Source organism: Sphingobacterium faecale (assembly GCF_016746095.1).
In the GTDB taxonomy this organism is placed as follows: Bacteria; Bacteroidota; Bacteroidia; order Sphingobacteriales; family Sphingobacteriaceae; genus Sphingobacterium; species Sphingobacterium faecale.
The window spans coordinates 408,692-428,961 of sequence record NZ_JAERTY010000001.1 but is presented as its reverse complement, the minus strand read 5'-3'; the positions used below and the strand labels follow the sequence as shown (position 1 = coordinate 428,961).

The 20,270-nt window shown below is 39.9% G+C and carries 17 protein-coding genes; 11 read left to right on the top strand and 6 right to left on the bottom strand.

Annotation, left to right across the window (positions count from 1 at the left end; genetic code table 11):
* Positions 1-47: 47 nt before the first annotated feature.
* Positions 48-2,102, bottom strand: coding sequence for a sensor histidine kinase (locus JKG61_RS01670; protein ID WP_202101253.1), 2,055 nt, complete (start codon positions 2,100-2,102; stop codon positions 48-50).
* A gap of 199 nt (positions 2,103-2,301) precedes the next feature.
* Between JKG61_RS01670 and JKG61_RS01665 the strand changes: the two genes are divergently transcribed.
* The 3 genes from JKG61_RS01665 to JKG61_RS01655 all read left to right on the top strand — a co-directional run bounded on the left by JKG61_RS01665 (position 2,302) and on the right by JKG61_RS01655 (position 6,680).
* Complete coding sequence (locus JKG61_RS01665; protein ID WP_202101252.1) at positions 2,302-2,802, top strand: hypothetical protein; 501 nt, start codon at positions 2,302-2,304, stop codon at positions 2,800-2,802.
* 172 nt (positions 2,803-2,974) lie between these two features.
* Positions 2,975-5,371: a TonB-dependent receptor gene (locus JKG61_RS01660; protein WP_202101251.1), complete on the top strand. Its 2,397-nt coding sequence runs from the start codon at positions 2,975-2,977 to the stop codon at positions 5,369-5,371.
* A 4-nt stretch (positions 5,372-5,375) separates the two neighbouring features.
* The gene (locus JKG61_RS01655; RefSeq protein WP_202101250.1) at positions 5,376-6,680 is read left to right on the top strand and encodes a hypothetical protein; all 1,305 of its coding nucleotides are present in this window, start codon (positions 5,376-5,378) and stop codon (positions 6,678-6,680) included.
* 90 nt (positions 6,681-6,770) lie between these two features.
* On the opposite strand, the gene JKG61_RS01650 is transcribed toward JKG61_RS01655, so the two are convergent.
* The gene (locus JKG61_RS01650; protein ID WP_202101249.1) at positions 6,771-8,192 is read right to left on the bottom strand and encodes an RtcB family protein; all 1,422 of its coding nucleotides are present in this window, start codon (positions 8,190-8,192) and stop codon (positions 6,771-6,773) included.
* 62 nt (positions 8,193-8,254) lie between these two features.
* Positions 8,255-9,349, bottom strand: coding sequence for a slipin family protein (locus tag JKG61_RS01645; RefSeq protein ID WP_202101248.1), 1,095 nt, complete (start codon positions 9,347-9,349; stop codon positions 8,255-8,257).
* A gap of 852 nt (positions 9,350-10,201) precedes the next feature.
* Between JKG61_RS01645 and JKG61_RS01640 the strand changes: the two genes are divergently transcribed.
* Together JKG61_RS01640 and JKG61_RS01635 are read left to right on the top strand one after the other, a co-directional pair.
* Positions 10,202-11,230 carry a helix-turn-helix transcriptional regulator gene (locus JKG61_RS01640; RefSeq protein ID WP_202101247.1) on the top strand — a complete coding sequence of 343 codons (1,029 nt, stop codon included), beginning with the start codon at positions 10,202-10,204 and terminating at the stop codon, positions 11,228-11,230.
* A 10-nt stretch (positions 11,231-11,240) separates the two neighbouring features.
* A complete protein-coding gene (locus JKG61_RS01635) occupies positions 11,241-12,077 on the top strand; it encodes a helix-turn-helix domain-containing protein (protein WP_202101246.1) in 837 nt (278 codons plus the stop codon).
* On the opposite strand, the gene JKG61_RS01630 is transcribed toward JKG61_RS01635, so the two are convergent.
* The 3 genes from JKG61_RS01630 to serC are packed head-to-tail and all read right to left on the bottom strand — an operon-like array spanning position 12,052 to position 14,816.
* On the bottom strand, positions 12,052-13,272 hold the full coding sequence (locus tag JKG61_RS01630; RefSeq protein WP_317192360.1) for an MFS transporter: 1,221 nt from the start codon (positions 13,270-13,272) through the stop codon (positions 12,052-12,054). The two genes, JKG61_RS01635 and JKG61_RS01630, sit on opposite strands and share 26 nt — an antisense overlap.
* A gap of 19 nt (positions 13,273-13,291) precedes the next feature.
* Positions 13,292-13,720 (bottom strand): nucleoside triphosphate pyrophosphohydrolase family protein, encoded by a 429-nt coding sequence (locus JKG61_RS01625; protein WP_202101245.1) that lies wholly within the window; start codon positions 13,718-13,720, stop codon positions 13,292-13,294.
* A 25-nt stretch (positions 13,721-13,745) separates the two neighbouring features.
* Positions 13,746-14,816, bottom strand: coding sequence for a 3-phosphoserine/phosphohydroxythreonine transaminase (gene serC / locus JKG61_RS01620; protein WP_202101244.1), 1,071 nt, complete (start codon positions 14,814-14,816; stop codon positions 13,746-13,748).
* A gap of 400 nt (positions 14,817-15,216) precedes the next feature.
* On the opposite strand from serC, the gene JKG61_RS01615 reads away from it, so the two are divergent.
* The 6 genes from JKG61_RS01615 (at position 15,217) to JKG61_RS01590 (ending at position 20,251) form a co-directional block, all read left to right on the top strand.
* Positions 15,217-16,461, top strand: coding sequence for a benzoate/H(+) symporter BenE family transporter (locus JKG61_RS01615; RefSeq protein ID WP_202101243.1), 1,245 nt, complete (start codon positions 15,217-15,219; stop codon positions 16,459-16,461).
* Between the two features lie 128 nt (positions 16,462-16,589).
* A complete protein-coding gene (locus JKG61_RS01610; RefSeq protein ID WP_202101242.1) occupies positions 16,590-17,999 on the top strand; it encodes a type III PLP-dependent enzyme domain-containing protein in 1,410 nt (469 codons plus the stop codon).
* 171 nt (positions 18,000-18,170) lie between these two features.
* On the top strand, positions 18,171-18,890 hold the full coding sequence (locus JKG61_RS01605; RefSeq protein ID WP_202101241.1) for an alanyl-tRNA editing protein: 720 nt from the start codon (positions 18,171-18,173) through the stop codon (positions 18,888-18,890).
* Between the two features lie 147 nt (positions 18,891-19,037).
* A complete protein-coding gene (locus JKG61_RS01600; RefSeq protein ID WP_202101240.1) occupies positions 19,038-19,271 on the top strand; it encodes a thioredoxin family protein in 234 nt (77 codons plus the stop codon).
* A gap of 89 nt (positions 19,272-19,360) precedes the next feature.
* Positions 19,361-19,624: a DUF2024 family protein gene (locus tag JKG61_RS01595; protein WP_202101239.1), complete on the top strand. Its 264-nt coding sequence runs from the start codon at positions 19,361-19,363 to the stop codon at positions 19,622-19,624.
* A gap of 12 nt (positions 19,625-19,636) precedes the next feature.
* Complete coding sequence (locus tag JKG61_RS01590; protein WP_202101238.1) at positions 19,637-20,251, top strand: MarR family winged helix-turn-helix transcriptional regulator; 615 nt, start codon at positions 19,637-19,639, stop codon at positions 20,249-20,251.
* Positions 20,252-20,270 lie beyond the last annotated feature (19 nt).

Here is a 20,270-nt window from a genome sequence, read left to right as displayed (position 1 = left end):
AAAAAAGGGAGCTTCACAAAACCACCGAAGCTCCCTTTTTTTCTATTTTAGTTTACATCTCCCACATCATACGATATTTTGTCTATTACGCCGTGCACAGGCAGTGAAAACCAAAACTCAGCGCCTTCACCATAATTACTATTGAGTCCGATTTTTCCACCGTGTTGCTTCACGATTTCTGCAGATATATATAAACCTATACCGAATCCCTGAACCCGTTCCCCTCCTTTTTGATTCACTCGATAAAACTTATCAAATATATAAGGCTGATCCTTGATAGGTATACCTAACCCCTGATCCATTACGGTAACACCACACTGTGTTCCTTCAATAAATGTGGTCACATACACCGAACTCTCCACGGGAGTATACTTGATCGCATTATTGATAAAATTAAGAATTACTCCCTCCACTTTGTGCATATCGGCATTCACCAGAAAACAGCTGGAGGTATTAAAATAAAGCTTATTATTAGGTTGAATAACCTCATACATAGCCTTAATCTTTTCCATTAGATCACAAAAATTAAATACAGATTTATCCAATTCCAATTGCCCGTTCTGAAGTTTGGAGACATTCAAAAAGCCCTCTATAAGATTTTTCATACGCCCTCCTTGATCCAACGCCTGGCTCAGCATCTCAATTTTCTTTGATTCCTCAAATTGATGGTATCGTTTCGACAAGAGCTGCAAAAATGTTAAAATAGTTGTCAACGGAGTTTTAAGTTCATGACTGGCGATACTAATAAAGTCCAGCTTACGCTGCATCTCTTCTTTCGCTTGTGTCAAATCAATCAGAATCCCCTGTATATAGGTCTGTTCTGCATCAAAATACTGTATAGCCACAAGTCGTACCCATATTCCAGCTTTAGTTTCCACATTTTCAATCTCACACAGCATATCCACTGGTACATTATTAGACACCAGTTGAAAAAATGCTTCGTGCAACGGTTTACGGTATTTATCCGAAAAGCAGGACAGAAATTGTTTAAAACCTAGAGAAGATCCCAATTCAAATCCAAATTGTTTTTGGGCATGCTCATTCAACCAAATCTCATCCATATTTTTAGAAATACGGAATGTACCTATTGCTGCCGTGTCAATCACCATACGGAGCTCCTTTTCCTTCTGAGCGATTATATGATGATAAGATACTATCTGCTCTTGCTGGAGCATACTATCCGTCACATCCCGAGATACACCTGTCAGCCACAAAGGAATTCCATCCTGATCAAAGAATACTTTTCCCTTACTGTTGATCCATCGCATAGGATTAGCCTTCAGCTTATTCACACGAAATAAAATCTCATATTCTCCTCCATTACCCGGACGTTTTGCATTTTCAATAATATCGGCAATAGATTTTCGATCATCTGGGACTACAGCCTCCATAGCGACAGAGACATCCAAACTCTCTACACCTTCAAAACCAAGGAGCGATTGCGTAATATCATCCCAATGCAGCCGATTGCTATCGAAATATAAAGTCCAAGTACCAAAATTAGCCGCCTTTAACGCCATATCCAGCTGTTCTTCACGCACGATTATTCTCGACAAAATGGATTTAGCCATTTCTTTCAGTTGAACTTCATCCTGATAATTAGCAAACAAAGACTTAATAGTCTCAATATTAGCTTGAGTCAGTCGGGCTACATCTGTCGTGGTATCGAAAAGATCTTCTAAAACCCGCTTCTCGATCTCACCATTGCCCCTTCCTTCCCTTTTCACCGAAGCGCTTATCGTACCACAGTGCAACAATGCATAAGTATTACCCGCTGTATCCAAGAACGGCCTTAATTCTATATCAAAATAACAGGTTTCCACTTTCTCATCTAGATAAACCTCCACGGGCATAATACCAATAAAAGGCAACCCCGTTCTCCAGACCTCTTTTGCTTTCTGAACAAGCCAATTAACGGCAACACTTATTTCTTCTCCTCCCAACGTTGTTCCTACAACTGAATCCTCTACACCCCAATAAGACAACATCTTTTTATTAACAAATCGAACCCGTAGATCATCATTGTCGTAGACAGCGACAGCTTCAGAGGAGGAATAGCTCAAAATATCAAGAAGTACGGCATCGGATAATATCATTCCCATAAAAAGATTGGTTTAAAAGCATACACACATCTATCCTTATGCGACACAATGTCTGCACAACAATATACACGAAATTTTTTATTTTTGCAGTAACAACTTTTTCGCAAACCTTATAAAAAGCAAATTCATTATATTTTTATATACCTTTAAGCATGCTTACCTCGTTATTAATGACGAGTAACTATCAAAAAAAATAATCATGCAATATCCCGCTCTATCAAAAATAGCTTCTATACTGTCATGTATGTTATTTTTAGCTTGTAACGGTCCTAATCAAAACACTTCAGACCGCAAATCAGAACAAAAAATTGAGTCCTATTCAAATACGGACAGCCTCCCTGTCGATGATTCCCCCATATGGAGCTATGATTACAATGCTGATACTTTAATTCGACTTGACTCCAATCGCAGTAATACCCTTACCGCAACAGAAGCTATAAACATAATCAATAAAACATACCAAGGAAAAGTCACCTTAACTCTTGTAAGACAAGGGGCTGATACCATAAAAGTAAAAATAGAACACCCCGAAGTACTGACCCAGCAAATGGGATCCACAGGAGCTCAGGCCTATATCGCCTTAGCTACATTCACCCTGACGGAACAAACAGGAGTAAACTACGTAACTTTTGATTTTAAGGAGGGAGATCATGCCAGTCCCGGGACATACAGCAGGTATTCTTTTGGCAATCATCCGTAAATGTCTTTTCTACACATCTATTATTTCCTAAAATACCCAAACCATCAAAGACATACAAATTTTCTCTCCCCCTCTTAGAGTAGAAACATTCTAAATAATAACACCTTTATTTACATTTAATCTAAATAAAGATTTATATTTGCACTGTTTTCAATTTATTACTAGAAAAGATATGCGCTATAGTTATAGCTTTGCTTTTTTGCTGTTTTCATACTGCTTAACAAATTTACTCTTCGCCCAATCAAATGACAGGATACAAGGTCGTGTTATACAACAGGACGGTCGTCCTATTGCGGAGGCGACTATAAAAATAGCTGATCAGACTATCCTATCTCGTTCGGATGGTTCCTTCAACAGCACAAAAGCTATAAAAGGAAGACAGATTATCCGATTATCTGCAATCGGATATGTCCCTCATATGGATACCCTAGATATGGATAACGCTAAGAAAGTCTTCCTAGAAATAACACTCTACCCTAAGGAAAATACAATAGATCAAGTTGAGGTTCGCGGAAAAACACAAATACAAAAACTTAGAGAAGAACCTATACGGAGTATTGTAATAGACACAAAAGCTGCTGCCGAACAACCGACTTCACTGGCAGAAATCATGAACAGGGCACCGGGCATACGAATTAGACAAAGTGGCGGAGTCGGCAATCAAGTGGATGTATCTATAAACGGCTTCCAAGGAAATGCAGTGCAATATTTCCGTGATGGAATCCCATTAGAATACCTCGGTGGTGGCTATGGCATCAACAATGTTCCGATCAATCAATTGGAACATGTTGAAATCTATAAAGGAGTGGTACCCGTAAATCTAGGTGGCGATGCTCTGGGTGGAGCTGTCAATCTAGTGACCAACCAAAATCATAAAAAAACATTTCAGGCTTCTTATGAGGTAGGCTCATTTAACACCCACCTAATCAATCTGTCAGGACAGCAACAGTTTCAGAACAATTGGTTTGCTGGCATAGATGCTTTTGTTAATTATTCTGACAACGACTACCAGGTTGATATCGAGACTGTAGACGAGAATGCAAATCTAAAACCAGCGCGGGTAAAACTCTTCCATAATGCTTACAAACACTATTTTACAGAAGCTTATGCTGGTATTAAAAACAAAAAATGGGCTGATGAATTACGCTTGTCCATAGCTCTTTACCAAATAGACAGACAATCCCAGCATCCCGCATTAATGACGAATCCCTATGGCGCAATCAAACTCAACAACAAAGGGATCGTCCCTTCTATCCGTTATAAAAAATCCTTTTGGGATGACCGCATCGACTTAGACCAATTTGTTTCCTACAGTAGCACCAATCGTCACAGAACCGACACCGTAAAAGGCACTTTTGACTGGTATGGAAAATTTACGCCAGGAACCTCCGTTGGAGAAAGTCCAAACCCTTCTTTAGCGAGCATAGATTACAAAAATATAATTAGCAGAACGGCACTATCTTTCCATATCGCCCCACAACATCAGATTCATACCAACTTTATACTCAATCGTAATACACGTCAGGGAAGTGATCCCCTAGGGTTCCGCTTCACGGGAACTGATATAGATGTATTGAGCAAAGAGGCGACCTATCAAAAATCAATACTAGGTTTATCATGGGCATCTAATTGGTTTGACAAGAGACTAACAAACCAACTGTTTATTAAACATTTTTCTTTTACATCAAAGGGAATCAATGCATTTCTAAGCAACGACACTGACTTAAATAAGTATAAGTCAGTATCTGATCAGAGTTGGGGATTTGGAAATGCAGTCAAATATCAGATCAATAATAGGAGCTTCCTAAGAGCTTCCGTCGAGCTTACCAATCGCCTCCCCCTCCAAGAGGAATTGTTTGGAGATAATGATACCAGAGCTCCTAATTTTGACCTCAAACCAGAGCGGAGTTTTAATGCCAACTTAGGTTATCGCTACGCTACAGAAAACTTTGCGGCAGAAGTAGGAACCTTCTACCGCCGCACCAAAGGGATGATACTCTTGACACCTATACAGACGCCATTCTCACAGTACAAGAATCTAGACAGCATACAAGGCTATGGTTTTGATATAGACCTGTCCTATAGATTGTTTAAACATTTTGAAATTACGGGAAATGCAACCTGGCAGGATCTCCGTATGGTTGACATCGGTGTACCATTGTATAAATGGATCGAGGGTACTCGTCTTACCAATACCCCTTATTTTTTTAGCAATATTGGCTTGAAGGCTAATTTCCAAAATGTATTTACAAAAAATGATGCAATCAAACCTTATATCCATTATAACTTCATCCGTGAGTTTTATCTAGTCCATATTCCGAAAGACAAGGAAGCGGATGGTTTTTTGGGGCTCACAGGTAGCTCCAAAGTCGACACAAAAGACTTAGTTCCTGATCAGAGTTTAATGAATGTCGGCTTCAATTACGTCTTCCCTTCATCAAAATGGTCACTGAGTGCCGAAGTCAAGAATCTAATGGATGCTAAATTATACGATTACTATAAAATACAGCGACCTGGACGAAGTGTGCATGTCAAAATAAACTATTACATAAAATCATTTAAAAGTTAATATCATGAATAAGATCGGTTTTAATTTTGTATTAGGACTATTGTCAACGACTCTATTTTTTGGAGCCTGTAAAAGCGACAAAACTTCTGATCCCGACCCTGAAGAACAATCGCAATCTAAATACGTCGTAATGACGGTCAGCGATCGCAACCAGCCCAATGGCGGCGGCTACATATCGGCATTTGATCAATACCCGAGCGGTACAATCTCCAATGTTACAGGAGAAAAGACTCTACAAGGCGTCAAAGGTATGGCAGGCTGGAGACCCAATGGCAACTGGATCTTTAAAATGGTGCGTAGCAGTGATGCCGCTCAAGGTATCGAAAAAATTGAAATTGCTCCTAACGGAAAAGTTACTGTAGGGAAATTCATTTCTTCCAAAAACCAAACCGAAGCCGCTAAATATAATGGAACGGGAAATTTTGTAATACAAAATGAAACATCCGGTTTTTATTGGGATGCTGCAGAACCTCTGAATATCCAAAAATTCAGCCCTGCTGGGATGAGAAATACAGGTTCCATAGACCTTGCTCAAGTGGTGAATGCAAACATCAAAGAAAGTGATGTCAATGGCATCAAATTTAAATCCATAGGCCAAAAGTTTCTTGCCATAAAAGGAGGCAAGTTATTTGCGAACATCACCTATGGCAAACTGAATACGACTCAAGCTGGATTTTTTGACGACTATTTTCCTGACGTCTACATAGCGGTCATAGATATAGCTACGGGCAAATACGAAAAAACCATAAAAATAGAAAATACAGGAGGTATTGCCTATATCAACGATAATCCGATGTACGATTTTGACACCAATGGGGACCTTTATATCGTAACGCAGGGAACCCATGCACAGGGACTTGGAGGAAAATCCAAAATAGTCCGTATAAAAGCCAACGAAACCGATATTGACAAGGACTGGACACTGCGCTTCTCCGATTTCAGAGCAGCAGATGATGGCAAGTTTGTGGGGGTGCATGCTAAAAACGGTCAGCTAATTCTCGTCTTAAATACAGATCCGTTAACTGGAGGGCCAACTGGAAATATAAACAGCAAAGACATCTGGAAATTCCACGTCGTAGATGTCACTAAAAAATCCTTTAAAGAGATTGAAGGTATACCTACTGGAATCAATCCTGGTGCGGCCCTAGCTGTGGTAGAGGTTGATAATAAAGTATTATTAAGAGGTGCTGTTTCTTCAGGAGCAAATGCGTACTACGAGTATAACTACGCTACCAATACCGCTACGAAATCGTTCGAAGTAAAAGAAGGTGGAACACTAACGGGATTTGTAAAAATACAGCTTAAATAAAATAAGTTTATACCTATATAAATTTTCTGGATAAGGGTTGCAACGAGTTGCAACCCTTATCCAGAAAATTTATATAGCCAATAGAATACCCTAATCTTCTCGAGAACCATCGTCTGCCATACGAACAATCTTAGGTAAAAAAGTAGCTACCACATCCACCAATCCAGTTTGAGCGGCCATTACCGTATGGATATCTTTGTATGCCATTGGTGCTTCATCCATTCCCGCTCCCAACAAACGCACCCCATTATCAGCAAGCATCATCTTCAATTCCATTGCAGACAACGTCTTAATAGCCTGTGTACGACTCATCAATCGTCCGGCACCATGCGATGCTGAGTTGACAGCGGCCACCTCCCCCTTACCGCGGACTAAAAAACCTGGAGTAGCCATAGAACCAGGAATAATTCCCATTACCCCTTTACCTGCTGGTGTTGCCCCTTTACGGTGCACAATTACCTCTGTTCCATTATACTGTTCTTTCCAGGCAAAATTATGGTGGTTCTCAATCTTCGTCAAGAGAGCAGCTCCCAATGCAAGTCTAATCTTATCATGGATTACCTCGTGACAGGCAGAAGCATAATCTCCTGCCAGGTTCATCGCCAACCAGTATTCTTGTCCCTCTGCCGAATTCAAATCAAGATAAGCCAGATTCTCTGCCTGATAGGGAAGCTTACACAATTGCTTTGCCAGCTTTGTATAATGCCCTGCGATAGTCGCACCTAATCCACGCGATCCAGAATGTGTCAACAGCGCTAGATATTTCCCTTTTTCTACCCCTAAAGCTGGATCTGAATCTGCAAACTCCATTACCCCAAATTCAACGAAGTGATTCCCCCCGCCCGAAGACCCCAATTGCGTCCAAGCCTTATCTTTCAAGGCCCGAACAAAAGCATTGGACTCAAAAACAGAACTATCTAAGACACTATGATCTACACGCTCGTGCTTCAGATATCCGTTACCAGCTCCAAAACGCGTGTGCTTCATAATCAATGCCTCCAATCTATCTTTATATTCCTCAATATAAGTCGCCGGGATATCAAATACAGATAAAGCCATACGGCAACCGATATCTACCCCTACTCCATATGGTATCACTGCATTATCAGTAGCCAACACACCTCCGATAGGTAGGCCATACCCCTGATGAGCATCCGGCATAAGCGCTCCCGTAACAGTAACAGGCAATCGCATGGCTATATCCATCTGTTTTCTTGCTCCTGCCTCAATATGTTCTTCTCCAAACACCCTATAGGCTAAGGATTCATCACGTAAGGGAATACATTCGTCCATGATGCTATCCTGTAGTAATAACACTTCAGCCAATGGCTTGAATACTTCGTCCGTCAAAAATTCGTTTGGATCCGTTAATACCTCTTTAAAATTGGCTAACATCTGTTCACGCGTAAAACCTAATCGCTTCTTATTAATCTTCAGTGCGACCCCCATCGCATGATTCTCTTTATAACCTATCGCTAGTAAATCATTACCATTGATTCTCTTATTTTCCATTTCCTGTTAAAATTATACAAGTGTTGCTTTAAAATTTACTTCTATTTTTTCCTACAGCGCCCCTACTTAACGAACAACTGTTTTAATTGATCTACGATCTGCCCATTTCCAGATACCGAGATACTGTTGATCTTCTCCGCGATCTTCTCCACATACTCCATCTCCTTCAACTTGAACAACATCGTATTCTCCTCCATTAACTTGGCTGTATTCAACAAGCTTCTTGTAGAAGCTGTTTCCTCTCGACGCATAATAATATTAGCCTGTGCCCGCTTCTCTGCAATCAATACCTGGTTCATGATCTCTCGCACATCACCTGGCAAGATAATATCCTTAAGCCCCCCCGTCAATAACCGTACCCCCAGACCATCAGCTTCATCTGCTGTAGCTTCAATCACATATTTGGAAATTTCTACTTTATTTTCCATTAATTCATCCAACGTCATCTGTCCAATATAGCGACGTAATACCAACTGCATCGACGAATACAATTGTTTTTCAAAATCCTTATTTTCTACCAAAGCCCGTTCGATCGAATTAACCCGGTATTGTACCGAGAAATTAATTCTTAGCTGTGCTTTATCCTTCGTCAGAATTTCTTGTCCCGTAATCTCTAGGGTAGTCACACGTACATCTACCTTACTCACAGCAATACTTGTCGCATTCTTCCACCAATAGTAAGTACCGGCTTCCAGAAGCTTTACAAAAACTCCATCGACAAACAATACACCTTTTTCGCACACTTCGACCTTATATTGACGCACATAGTAAGCCAATGCTTGCTTTTCCAAAAGTTGACGTGATACCGTATCGGAAATAGCAATATCTGAAATATTTTCAATCTGTATACGGTAGGATTGCAATCCCTTCCAGAACACATGCCGTCCCGCAGCAAGTACTTTATTAAAATTATTATTCACAAAAACCAGCGCCAATTCGTCGTCAGCGATATCGACTACTTCGACCACAGCCGCGAAACCGTCGATCTGTAGCAACACATCGATGTCATGAACGGTATGAAATGGCTTAGACAGATCATAGCATTCCAATTTTTCGCCAAAACCTAACCAATACTTTCCTTGTGTCAGCACACGCACTGCCAAGTTATGCTTAACAACTATACCTACCTGATTTACATTTACTGTTACTCTTTTCATGATATTTCTTTTTAATGCTGTTTTTAAATTACTTAACAAGCTTTTCGTGTTCTGTCCATCGCTCCCAAACGGAATCCAAAAGGAGCATTTTATATCCATTCCCATAGGTTATAAAAGTATTCCTATGACCACGGTGCAAAAATGCCTGTTCTGAATTGCAGAGTATGGTTGCGATTGTCCTATCCATCTTTTATTCCAGCAAGAATCAGTGATACGAACTCAGCTTTTCTAAAAAATAAATACGACCGAACAAAAGACGAAAAGCTTTAATGGAGACTTTTTGAAAGAAAGCCTAAACTTAATCAAAGCAGAATCCCTAAATTCTGTGCATTCGGCCACTATGCTATTCTACTCCCGTAGAAGTGGGATTCGAACCCACGTTTGATGAGTTGTTGTTCTACCAGACTGAACTATCCCGACGAGTCGGAAGCAGGATTCGAACCTGCGACATACAACGCTGTAGTTGCGCACCGCGCAACTCATTTCCTCTAAACCGTATACTTTGCCAGCATATTGTATTCTATTGAACCAACACTATCCTGCTATGCAGAAACAGGAGACCAGGGCAGCCTACACGATATTAAAGGCTTCTTTGTGCATTATGCACCTATCTTAAAGCTTGACGCTATTTTTAATCAAAGAACAATTGTCGTTACCGACATTACAAAGGTGCGGCCATCACTACGCAACGGTTATGCGTATTAAAAAAAAGAATACAAAAAAAGCATAAAAACCTGTTTATCATCTATAATAAAAACAACAAAAGAATAAAAAAATGATATTACGCAAATAGAATGCGTAGTAAAATAAATACCCTATATTTACACTGTACATATTTTTCTTACCTCACACATGGCAACGAATAAACTCGCGCTCATCCGATACAAAATCATTGACAGCTGTCTTCGGCAGACCCACCGCAAATGGACACTAGAAGACTTAATAGAACGGGTTTCCGATGGTCTTTATGAGTTTGAAGGTATCCATAGTGGAGTAAGCAAAAGAACCGTACAGGGAGACATACAATTAATGCGAAGCAATAAACTAGGCTATAATGCGCCCATTGTCGTTCTCAACCGTAAGTTCTACACCTACGACGACCCCCACTATTCCATCAGCAATTCGCCTCTCTCTGACCGTGATATATCTAAGATGAAAGATGCTGTTGACATTCTAAAGCACCTTAATGGTTTCTCCTATTTTGAAGAAATGAGTGACATGATTGTGCGTTTAGAAAACAGCCTGTCCAAGCAGACCGACAAATCCGCTTCGCATATACAACTGGAGAGCAACAATCTATTAAAAGGATTGAATTGGATTACGCCCATACATAAGGCGATACGAGAGCAGATCCCACTACTCATAAGTTATAAATCGTTTAAGTCAAAAACCGAACAAGAAACCGTATATTATCCCTATCTACTCAAAGAATACCGAAACAGGTGGTTTGTCATCTGTCAACCCAAAAAAGGAAAAACACTGATTACACTAGCGCTAGATCGTATAGAAGATCTGAATGAAATGGAAAAATCGGGATACGTCCCCTACAGTGGTATAGATTTCGAACGCTATTATGCAGACACTATCGGTGTCACAAAATCAGAAAAAGACAGAGGGCATCGTGTCATATTACAGGTCGATTCCAAAAATGCGCCCTATGTCACAACCAAACCCATACACCCATCTCAACAACTCCTGAAGACCGAAGCCGATGGTACCGTATTAATTCGCCTCGATGTGGTATTGAATTTCGAACTGGAACGCGAAATATTAGGTTTTGGAGAATCGGTGAAAGTATTAGCACCCAAAACCTTAGTAGATCGCATCAAACGCAGAACACGTAAGATGTTACAACAGTATATAGAAAAGCAAAATACCTAAAGCTAGAAACATGAAATCATTAACATTAGGCCAACATTTCGGAGAGAGCAAAAGAAAGATTAGATTCAACAACCTCATTATAAGCGAAGCGGTAATAGCTCCTAATTCCCACGTACCTTGGCATTATCATGAGAATGCTTACTTCCTTTACAGCGTCAAGGGTAATTTTATGGAGGTCAATAAAAAAGAGAAAATACAATGTTCGCGCAATACATTACTCTATCACAATTGGCAAGAACCCCATTACAATGAAAGTATCTCCGAAGGTGTCAATTATTTTCATATCGAGATTGAAAAGAAATGGTTTTATCAAAAAGAATTAAACCCCGATATCATAGAGGGTAGCATAAACATACATCATCCCGAGATTAAATCTCTATTCCAAAATATATACAAAGAGCTCAACGTACAAGATGCCGTCACCCCCATAGCGATTGAAGGCATGTTGCTACAGGCTTTTGCACTATTACAACGCGATACACAAAAAATTACATTAGGACATCCTCCCAAATGGGTCAATAGACTCCAGGAAATCATAGCTGATTCTTACGACGTTAACCAGTTAGATTTACAGCAATTGGCGGAGCAGATTGGAATCTCAGCGGTCCATCTTTCACGGACTTTCCGACGTTATTTTGGCGAAGATCTTAGTCGATTCATCCGCAGACGAAAGATTGAGCTCAGCAGAGAACTCCTCGATCGTGGAGACCTATCCAACGCAGGTATCGCTTACCAATGTGGGTTTGCAGATGAAAGCCACTTTATTAAAACATTCAAAAATTACTATGGAATGACTCCAGGAGACTACAAAAAACAAACAGCTAAGCAATATAAAAACCGTCTTTAGTTCGTTGAGGAAAAAGAAAAACTACAAGCCCCAGAAGAGGCAATAGACTAATTATATTCTGTATATAATCTATACCCTTCACGTCTGCCAAACTTCCCAGAATTGCAGTCCCTATCCCACTCATTCCCATAGCTACTCCATAAAACAATCCGGATACCATGCCAATTTTGTTGGGCATCAGTTGTTGGGCGTATACCAATATTGGAGAAAATGACAAAGAAATCAAAAATCCCACTACAGTAATCAACACCACAGCGGTGGTAATGTCTCCATAAGGAACCATAACAGCGAACGGAATACTGCCCAATACAGATAAACGGATGACAAATATTTTACCCCAGCGATCCGCGACCAACGCACCTATTAACGTAGCTATAGCAGTTGAGAGAAGAAAATAAAAAAGGTACATTTGAGCTTGTTCTTCCGTGGCTCCAAAATTACCTATCGCGTAAAACTGAAAATAATTACTAATTCCTGCGCTGTAAAAATATTTAGAGAATATTAACAACAAAAGAACGACGATACTTCTTCTCACTTGTTTTCTATTTAATGGACGGATATCTTCCATATGACGATTTGCCTTCTGAAAACCAGATTGTAAAATTCTTCTTCTCCACAGTCCCACATACAAAAGCAGAATTTTCCCCAAAAAAGTTAGTAGTAATAACCAAAGTACAGACTGCTGTCCATTGGGGAGAATAACCATAACTACCAATAACGGTGCACAGGCCAGGCCAGCATATCCGCCCAATTGAAATATCGCCTGAGCCATATTTAATCTTCCTCCTGAAGCTAGATTTGCTACTCTAGAAGATTCAGGATGGAAAATTGAAGCTCCAATCCCGATGCACATTACTGCTATAATGATCTGAAAATAAGTATTTGCGTAAGCAAGTACAATTATCCCGCAACTGCTCAAAGCCATAGCTGTCAACTGCGAAAACGGTTGTGGATATTTATCGGTAAGCCAGCCTACCACGGGTTGAAATACCGAAGCTGAGAGCTGTGCACATAATGTAATAACACCAATCTGGCTCAGCGAAAGATGATATGTTCTTTCTAATTGGGGATATATTGCAGGAATAATGGCCTGCATCATATCATTTATAAAATGAGCGATGGTAATTGCACCTAAAATATTATACTGATGATTTATCTCATGAGATTTTGGCAGGTATGTCGATTGACTGATCACTTGTGTTTTTTATTTCCGATTAATACAATTTACCATGTAATTCAGCCCGTCCCTTATTATACATCAATTTTGCCCAGATATGACTTTCCAGATCAATATCAAGTGCTGCTGCGAGATCGAATAACCGAATGACAGCATCGGCAATCTCATCTTCTAAAGTGTCCTTTACCATATCCAGAAACAGTTGAGATAACACTTTATAATGGCGATCCATTGCGAATTCGTACAACTGGTACCCTGCTTTTTCGACCGTTTCCTCAAAATCAATAAACCTAACACGTCTACCTTTTCGATCAGCCTCCAAAGCCTCTCCGAGCTCGCCTGTAATTAACATCAAGCATTCTCCTATATTGATCTCTCTATTCCAAAATCCTTTCTCCTTATTCTGTTGAAATATCGCTCTACATAACTGGTTCAGGTGGGGCATTTCAATTTTCTTGTTTTCCATGGCAAACTTAAATTGGGTTAATATATCAATATTGCTTTATCCGTGTAAACTCACGCATAGTCTCTACCAAAAACTCGACAGCTTTTAAATCCACTGCATTATACAGTGACGCTCTAAATCCACCGACATGCCGGTGTCCAGCTATTCCTACGATACCTCTCTGCGATGCGAAAGTCGAAAATTCATATTCCAGATCTTTAGAGTTCATGACAAAAGTGACATTCATACGCGAGCGGTCTTCTTTCCTTGCTGTTCCGGAAAAAAGAGGATTATCATCAATCTCCTGATACAAAAGCGCCGCTTTACGTATATTTTCCTGTTCGATAACGGATACTCCCCCCTTAGCGGCTAACCAACGTAAATTAAGCATCGTTACATATATGGAGTATACCGCTGGTGTATTATATAGTGACCTGTGAGCCACATGCACTCCATAGTCGAAGATCGTCGGTATATCCCGTCCTGTTCTTCCCAGAATTCCTTTTTTTATAATGACTAGCGTCATACCCGCTGGCCCTGTATTCTTTTGCGCTCCAGCATAGATGAGACTATAGGCAGACACATCAATATCCCGACTAAAAATATCAGAAGACATATCACATACTAAAGGTATATCTACTTGGGGAGTCTCGAAGGTCCCTGTCCCATATATGGTATTATTGGAAGTAAAATGGTAATATGCAGCATCTTTTGGAACAGTATACTCCTTGGGATAAAAGCTATAATCCGCATTGACAGAGCTAGCTACAACAGATACTCTACCAAACTTTTTGGCTTCAGCGATTGCTTTACTAGACCACACCCCTGTGTCTAGATAGATAGCGGTTCCATCATCGGGCAACAGGTTCATGGGCACCATCGCAAAATGAGAACTCGCTCCACCTTGCAAAAAAATAATATCATGTGTATCAGGCACAGCCAATAATTGACGTGCCAACTGCTCTGTTTCATTAAGCACCTCTATAAAATGCTCACTCCTATGCGATATCTCCAAGATAGAAAGTCCAGTATTATTGAAATCACGAACTGCTACCGCTGCTTCTGCCAGAACCTCCTTTGCCAACTTACCAGGACCCGCTCCAAAATTATATTTCATACCCATAATAAATATTTATAAACCATCAGCACCAACTGAATCATGGGCATAAAGCTAGGAGTAAATTGGAGGAGTAAAGTAGTGCAGTTTGTTTTATTCACCTAGACCAGGCGATAAAGACACTAGGTTATTTAAAAACAACGTAACTGAGCTATCTCAATATCGCCGATAAGACACTGCACAGTATCGCAACTCCTTTATTTTCAAAACGGTTTGACTACTGACCAAATAATTAATCTGGTCCCTCAATAATAAAGAATCTGTACCATCCATGCATATCTATTTAGATTTACTTTTGTCGCAAAGTTCAAGAGGGTTTATAGATATAAAAAGAATAGTTTATCTGATATCCTAGATCCTTTTTCAATATTTCTTTAACAACATTAAACCAGTGTCATCAATGAAAACTAAAGAAGAAGACAAACTAAAAGCCAGTGATCTACCAAGTATCATCATCGCAGGTTTCGTTTCTGTGATCGTAAATTATGGAGGTACCTTTATTTTAATTTTTCAGGCAGCAAAAGTAGCAGGATTAAGTCCCGAATTGACCTCGTCATGGGTATGGGCGGTTTCACTTGGAACAGGATTGACAGGGCTTTGGTTGAGCATACGCTACAAAACGCCCATCATTACCGCATGGTCAACCCCAGGAGCGGCATTCCTCATCACGGCACTGGCTACAGTACCTTATTCCGAAGCCATCGGTGCCTATGTCGTATCAGGTGCTGCTTTTCTTATACTTGGGCTTTCCGGAATGTTCGACCGCGTGATCAAATTAATCCCACAAGGGATTGCTGCAGGATTATTGGCTGGTATCCTCTTCCCTTTCGGGATCAATGCATTCAAAGAAATATCCATAGACCCAGTATTGGTCTGTCTTCTGTTTGTCGCATTTTTATTTCTAAAACGCCTTACATCAAGATATGCCATATTAGGGGTTTTGGTCATCGGACTTTCCTACCTCCTGATTACTGATAGTATCACTTTTAGCACACTCGAATGGAGTCTATCCAAACCTGTATTTACTGCACCTGTATTCTCGGCCAATGCTCTATTGAGTGTTGCTTTACCCCTCTTTATAATCACTTTGACAGGGCAATACATGCCCGGTATGCTTGTCCTCCAAAATGATGGTTACAAGGACATGAGTGCCAATCCGATACTGACTGCTACCGGCTTAGGGTCTATGGTATTTGCTGTCTTTGGTTCGTCTCCATTTAACATTGCAGCCATTACAGCAGCAATAGCTACAGGAAGGGATACACACGAAAATCCCAAAAAAAGATATATTGCCGGCATAACATGTGGCATCCTGTATTCCTTGGTAGGCATTTTCGGGGTGACCTTTGTTGCGCTGTTCATGGCATTTCCCTCTTCCTTCATCGCGATGTTGGCGGGCTTGGCATTATTAGGTACCATTGCAGGCAGTATATCCAGTGCCATGGCAGATGTAAAGACCAGAGAAGTAGCGCTGATCACATTTTTAGTTTCTGCTGCAAATATTAGTCTATTTGATATCGGTGGAGCTTTTTGGGGGCTAGTAGCTGGGCTCTTGGCTTATATGGTGATCAATGGTAAGTTCAAGTGGTTCAACAAAGACAAAAAAAACAGCATTAAAAAGAAAGAAATCGTCAATCTTTCCTAAAGATAAATATCCACCTTATTAAATTGGAGTACCGGCTTCGGTGATCGCCTGAATACTACGCTCAAGAATAACAGATAACTTCATATCAGGTGATCCCGGAGTCTTTTTACCCAACCCTAAATCGTAAAATGAAAACAAAATATATTGATCTAATCGACCAGACATTTGTATTCCCGCAGCCGGAATTTACACTCGACTCAAGTAATCAGCTACTTTTTCACGGTGTCGACCTCATGCAACTCGTTGCAGCGCATGGTACCCCGCTTAAATTCACCTACCTACCACGCATATCACAGAATATCCAACGTTCGAAGTCTTGGTTCCAAAAAGCAATGAAAAAAATCAGCTATCAGGGCGAATATCACTATTGCTACTGTACAAAAAGCTCGCATTTTAGTTTTGTATTAGAAGAAGTACTCAAGAATAATGTTCATATTGAAACCTCATCTGCTTTTGATATAAACATAGTAGAAAAACTAATCAGTGAAAATAAAATAAGTAACAGCACCTCCATATTATGTAATGGCTTTAAGAACGCACAATATCTAGATAATATAATAAGGTTGAACAAGGCTAGAGAAAACAATGTAATTGTCATCCTGGATAATTATGAAGAGCTGAACTTACTATTGGCCAAAGGTGACAAAAAAATCAATGTAGGTATAAGGATTGCTTCCGAAGAAAGTCCAAAGTTTGAATTTTACACTTCACGGTTAGGCATAGGCTACAAGAACATTCTTACCTACTATCGCAACGAGATAAAAAACAATGATAGCGTCGAGCTAAAAATGCTTCATTTTTTTATCAACTCAGGCATTCGCGATACCTCCTACTACTGGAATGAATTATTGAAATGTATAAAAATATACGTAGAGCTGAAAAAAGAATGTCCTAGTCTTGACAGTTTGGATATAGGAGGTGGTTTCCCCATTAAAAACTCCTTGGCATTCGAATATGACTATGAATATATGGTGGAGGAAATTCTCAGCCAGATCAAGAATGCATGTAGCGAAGCTCATATCCCGGAACCTAAGATTTTCACGGAATTCGGATCATTTACAGTAGGAGAAAGTGCTGGTGCTATTTATAAAGTCGCTTACCAGAAAAAACAGAATGACCGTGAAAGGTGGAATATGATCGATTCGTCTTTCATCACCACCCTTCCCGATTCATGGGCTATCAATAGCCGCTTTATCCTGCTCGCATTAAATCGTTGGAACGAGAACTACGAACGCGTACTTTTAGGGGGTGTCACCTGCGACAGCGAAGACTACTACAACTCCGAACAACACCTTAATGCCATATATCTTCCAAAATTCAATAAAGACAAACCTCTTTACATTGGCTTCTTCAATACCGGTGCCTATCAGGAAAGCATAGGAGGTTTCGGTGGAATTCACCATTGCCTTATCCCACATCCAAAACATATACTGATTGACCGCGATCAGCGAGGCGAAATCAAGGTAGATGTCTTTTCAGAGCAACAAAACGAAGATCAGGTATTGGATATTCTTGGATATAATAGAAAAGATAAATAACAGAAATATGTGGAGAATACCCCTAATTTCGAAAATTGGCTAAACGCCACTCACAAGTAAAATATACTAACAACCGATAACGAATGTTAACCAATTACCAGATGTTATGAACCTCCTATTTTATTTCCTTTAAATACCCCAGTTTTACACCGGTCAAATACCAAAACAAATATGGAAACACACTTGATATACTACCACAGTCCCGAGACTGCGCTAAACCAAACACAGATCCTAGATTATGGCACGGATGAAAATGGATTCTTTGTGATACCTCAGGAATCCTGCTATTTCCCAGGTGGAGGGGGACAAGAAAGCGACACTGCAGAAATAACCATTGGCAATACTACCAGTCCAATAATAAAAGGATCTTTTAATGCTAATAGTCTAAAAATCTACATCGATAAGCAGGAAATAGAAGACAATGCAATTATCACGCTAAGAATTGATCCCACCAAGAGAGCGGTAAACTCCCGACTACACACCGCCGGACACCTTATCACCTCGATAATCTATGAAGAGCTTAAACTCAATCTTACACCAATCAAGGGTTCACATTACCCCAGCAATAGCGCAATAGAGTTTGACACAGGGCAAACAATCCAAAACATTGCTATAGAAGACATCAAAAATATCTTAGATACCCTGATTCTCCAAAAGATTCCAGTTCATTCCAAGGTAGTTTCAACAAGTTCTTCTGAATACAAAGACTCCTTTAAAACTTCTCACTTCACCCCAAAAGCCGATACAAGCATTAGACTTGTAAAAATAGGCAACTACTTGAATTATGCATGTGGAGGCACTCATGTTACCGATACGGCAGAGCTTCAGGGAATGAGAGTTTTAAAAGTAAACACAAAGAAAAATATACTTAAAGTAAAATACGGCTTCTAAAACCCAAGCCAACCAAGATAGGACAGAATTAAAAAATAACGGTAGACCAGTCACGAATAGAGCAATGCCTCTTGATATAGTTAGGAATCCTAACTAGTTTTGAATAAGGCAATATTGCTTCAGAAACAGATTAAAATTTTAGTGAACATGTCAAAATCAATTTTTTACCATGCTGGATGTCCCGTCTGCATTAGTGCAGAGCACGACATCGTCAACCTTGTAGGAACCGACAATGTAGAAGTCGTACATATCGGTGAAGTCAGAGAACGGATAGAAGAAGCAGAGAAGGCTGGCGTAAAATCCGTCCCCGCTTTAGTAACACCACAAGGTAATGTGTTACACATCAACTTTGGTGCATCGATTGCAGATGTAAAAGGTTAAATGCTTGCCCCACTTGGATAGGATAGCTATCTTTGTGGGGCATTTTTTCGTATTAAAATAGAATCATACAATCATTAAAATCAATAAAAATGCAAGTAGCTGTTTGGGATACCTACGTAACAAAAAAAGATGGTACGATTATGCACTTTGACATTATTGTCCCCGCAGAAATAACAGATGCCACTATAATTTACGATTATGGAAGGGACTATCTAAAAAGTAAGAATCAAGAAGGGCAGCCATTGACATCCCATGAGTGTCAATTCTGTCATATAGAGCAGGTCAGAGTGGAGTGGCAGAATGAAATAAAAGAAAAAGGAGTTTTTATCTATGAAATGGAAAACTGTAAATAAGCAGGATACACCATGAACAGATCCGATTTTGATCTGGAACAACAGAACAGCAATATAGAAAGCAAAATTGTAGCTTCATTGGAAAGAATAACCCAATCTTTTCGTGTGTTGCTATGGCGTCAGAGCAAAGAATTTCCTCTGACGCCTACTCAAATACAACTCTTGATTTTTCTACTTCACCACGACGCCGAAAATCGGAAGGTAAGTTACCTCGCTGAAGAATTCAACATGACCAAAGCGACGATCAGCGAGACCGTCAAAACATTGGAACAAAAAGTACTTATTGTCAAGGAATATGAGGAACAGGATACAAGAAGCTACACCATCCGGCTAACAGATAAAGGAAGAAAAATTGCTCGACAGACCTCCCTATTTACAGAAGAAATAAGAACACCTATCCATAAATTAAACGATACGAGTAAAGAAATCCTATTATCCAGTCTTCTAGAAATCATCACCCATCTCAATCAATCCGGAATAATAAGTGTTCAGAGAATGTGTATCAACTGTTCCTATTATCAATCTTCAGATAATGGGACACTTCATTATTGCCGATTGCTAAATCAAACTTTAGCCAGCACAGATCTCCGTATAGACTGTCCAGAACATCAGACAAAATCGCTCTAGATGAAAAGATAGTTAACAC

Coding starts and splice junctions, on each gene's coding strand:
- JKG61_RS01615 (WP_202101243.1), top strand. CDS start 15,217: ATGAAAACTAAAGAAGAAGACAAACTAAAAGCCAGTGATCTACCAAGT.
- JKG61_RS01645 (WP_202101248.1), bottom strand. CDS start 9,349: ATGAAAAGAGTAACAGTAAATGTAAATCAGGTAGGTATAGTTGTTAAG.
- JKG61_RS01605 (WP_202101241.1), top strand. CDS start 18,171: ATGGAAACACACTTGATATACTACCACAGTCCCGAGACTGCGCTAAAC.
- JKG61_RS01625 (WP_202101245.1), bottom strand. CDS start 13,720: ATGGAAAACAAGAAAATTGAAATGCCCCACCTGAACCAGTTATGTAGA.
- JKG61_RS01595 (WP_202101239.1), top strand. CDS start 19,361: ATGCAAGTAGCTGTTTGGGATACCTACGTAACAAAAAAAGATGGTACG.
- JKG61_RS01590 (WP_202101238.1), top strand. CDS start 19,637: ATGAACAGATCCGATTTTGATCTGGAACAACAGAACAGCAATATAGAA.
- JKG61_RS01665 (WP_202101252.1), top strand. CDS start 2,302: ATGCAATATCCCGCTCTATCAAAAATAGCTTCTATACTGTCATGTATG.
- serC (WP_202101244.1), bottom strand. CDS start 14,816: ATGAAATATAATTTTGGAGCGGGTCCTGGTAAGTTGGCAAAGGAGGTT.
- JKG61_RS01600 (WP_202101240.1), top strand. CDS start 19,038: ATGTCAAAATCAATTTTTTACCATGCTGGATGTCCCGTCTGCATTAGT.
- JKG61_RS01655 (WP_202101250.1), top strand. CDS start 5,376: ATGAATAAGATCGGTTTTAATTTTGTATTAGGACTATTGTCAACGACT.
- JKG61_RS01610 (WP_202101242.1), top strand. CDS start 16,590: ATGAAAACAAAATATATTGATCTAATCGACCAGACATTTGTATTCCCG.
- JKG61_RS01640 (WP_202101247.1), top strand. CDS start 10,202: ATGGCAACGAATAAACTCGCGCTCATCCGATACAAAATCATTGACAGC.
- JKG61_RS01670 (WP_202101253.1), bottom strand. CDS start 2,102: ATGGGAATGATATTATCCGATGCCGTACTTCTTGATATTTTGAGCTAT.
- JKG61_RS01650 (WP_202101249.1), bottom strand. CDS start 8,192: ATGGAAAATAAGAGAATCAATGGTAATGATTTACTAGCGATAGGTTAT.
- JKG61_RS01660 (WP_202101251.1), top strand. CDS start 2,975: ATGCGCTATAGTTATAGCTTTGCTTTTTTGCTGTTTTCATACTGCTTA.
- JKG61_RS01635 (WP_202101246.1), top strand. CDS start 11,241: ATGAAATCATTAACATTAGGCCAACATTTCGGAGAGAGCAAAAGAAAG.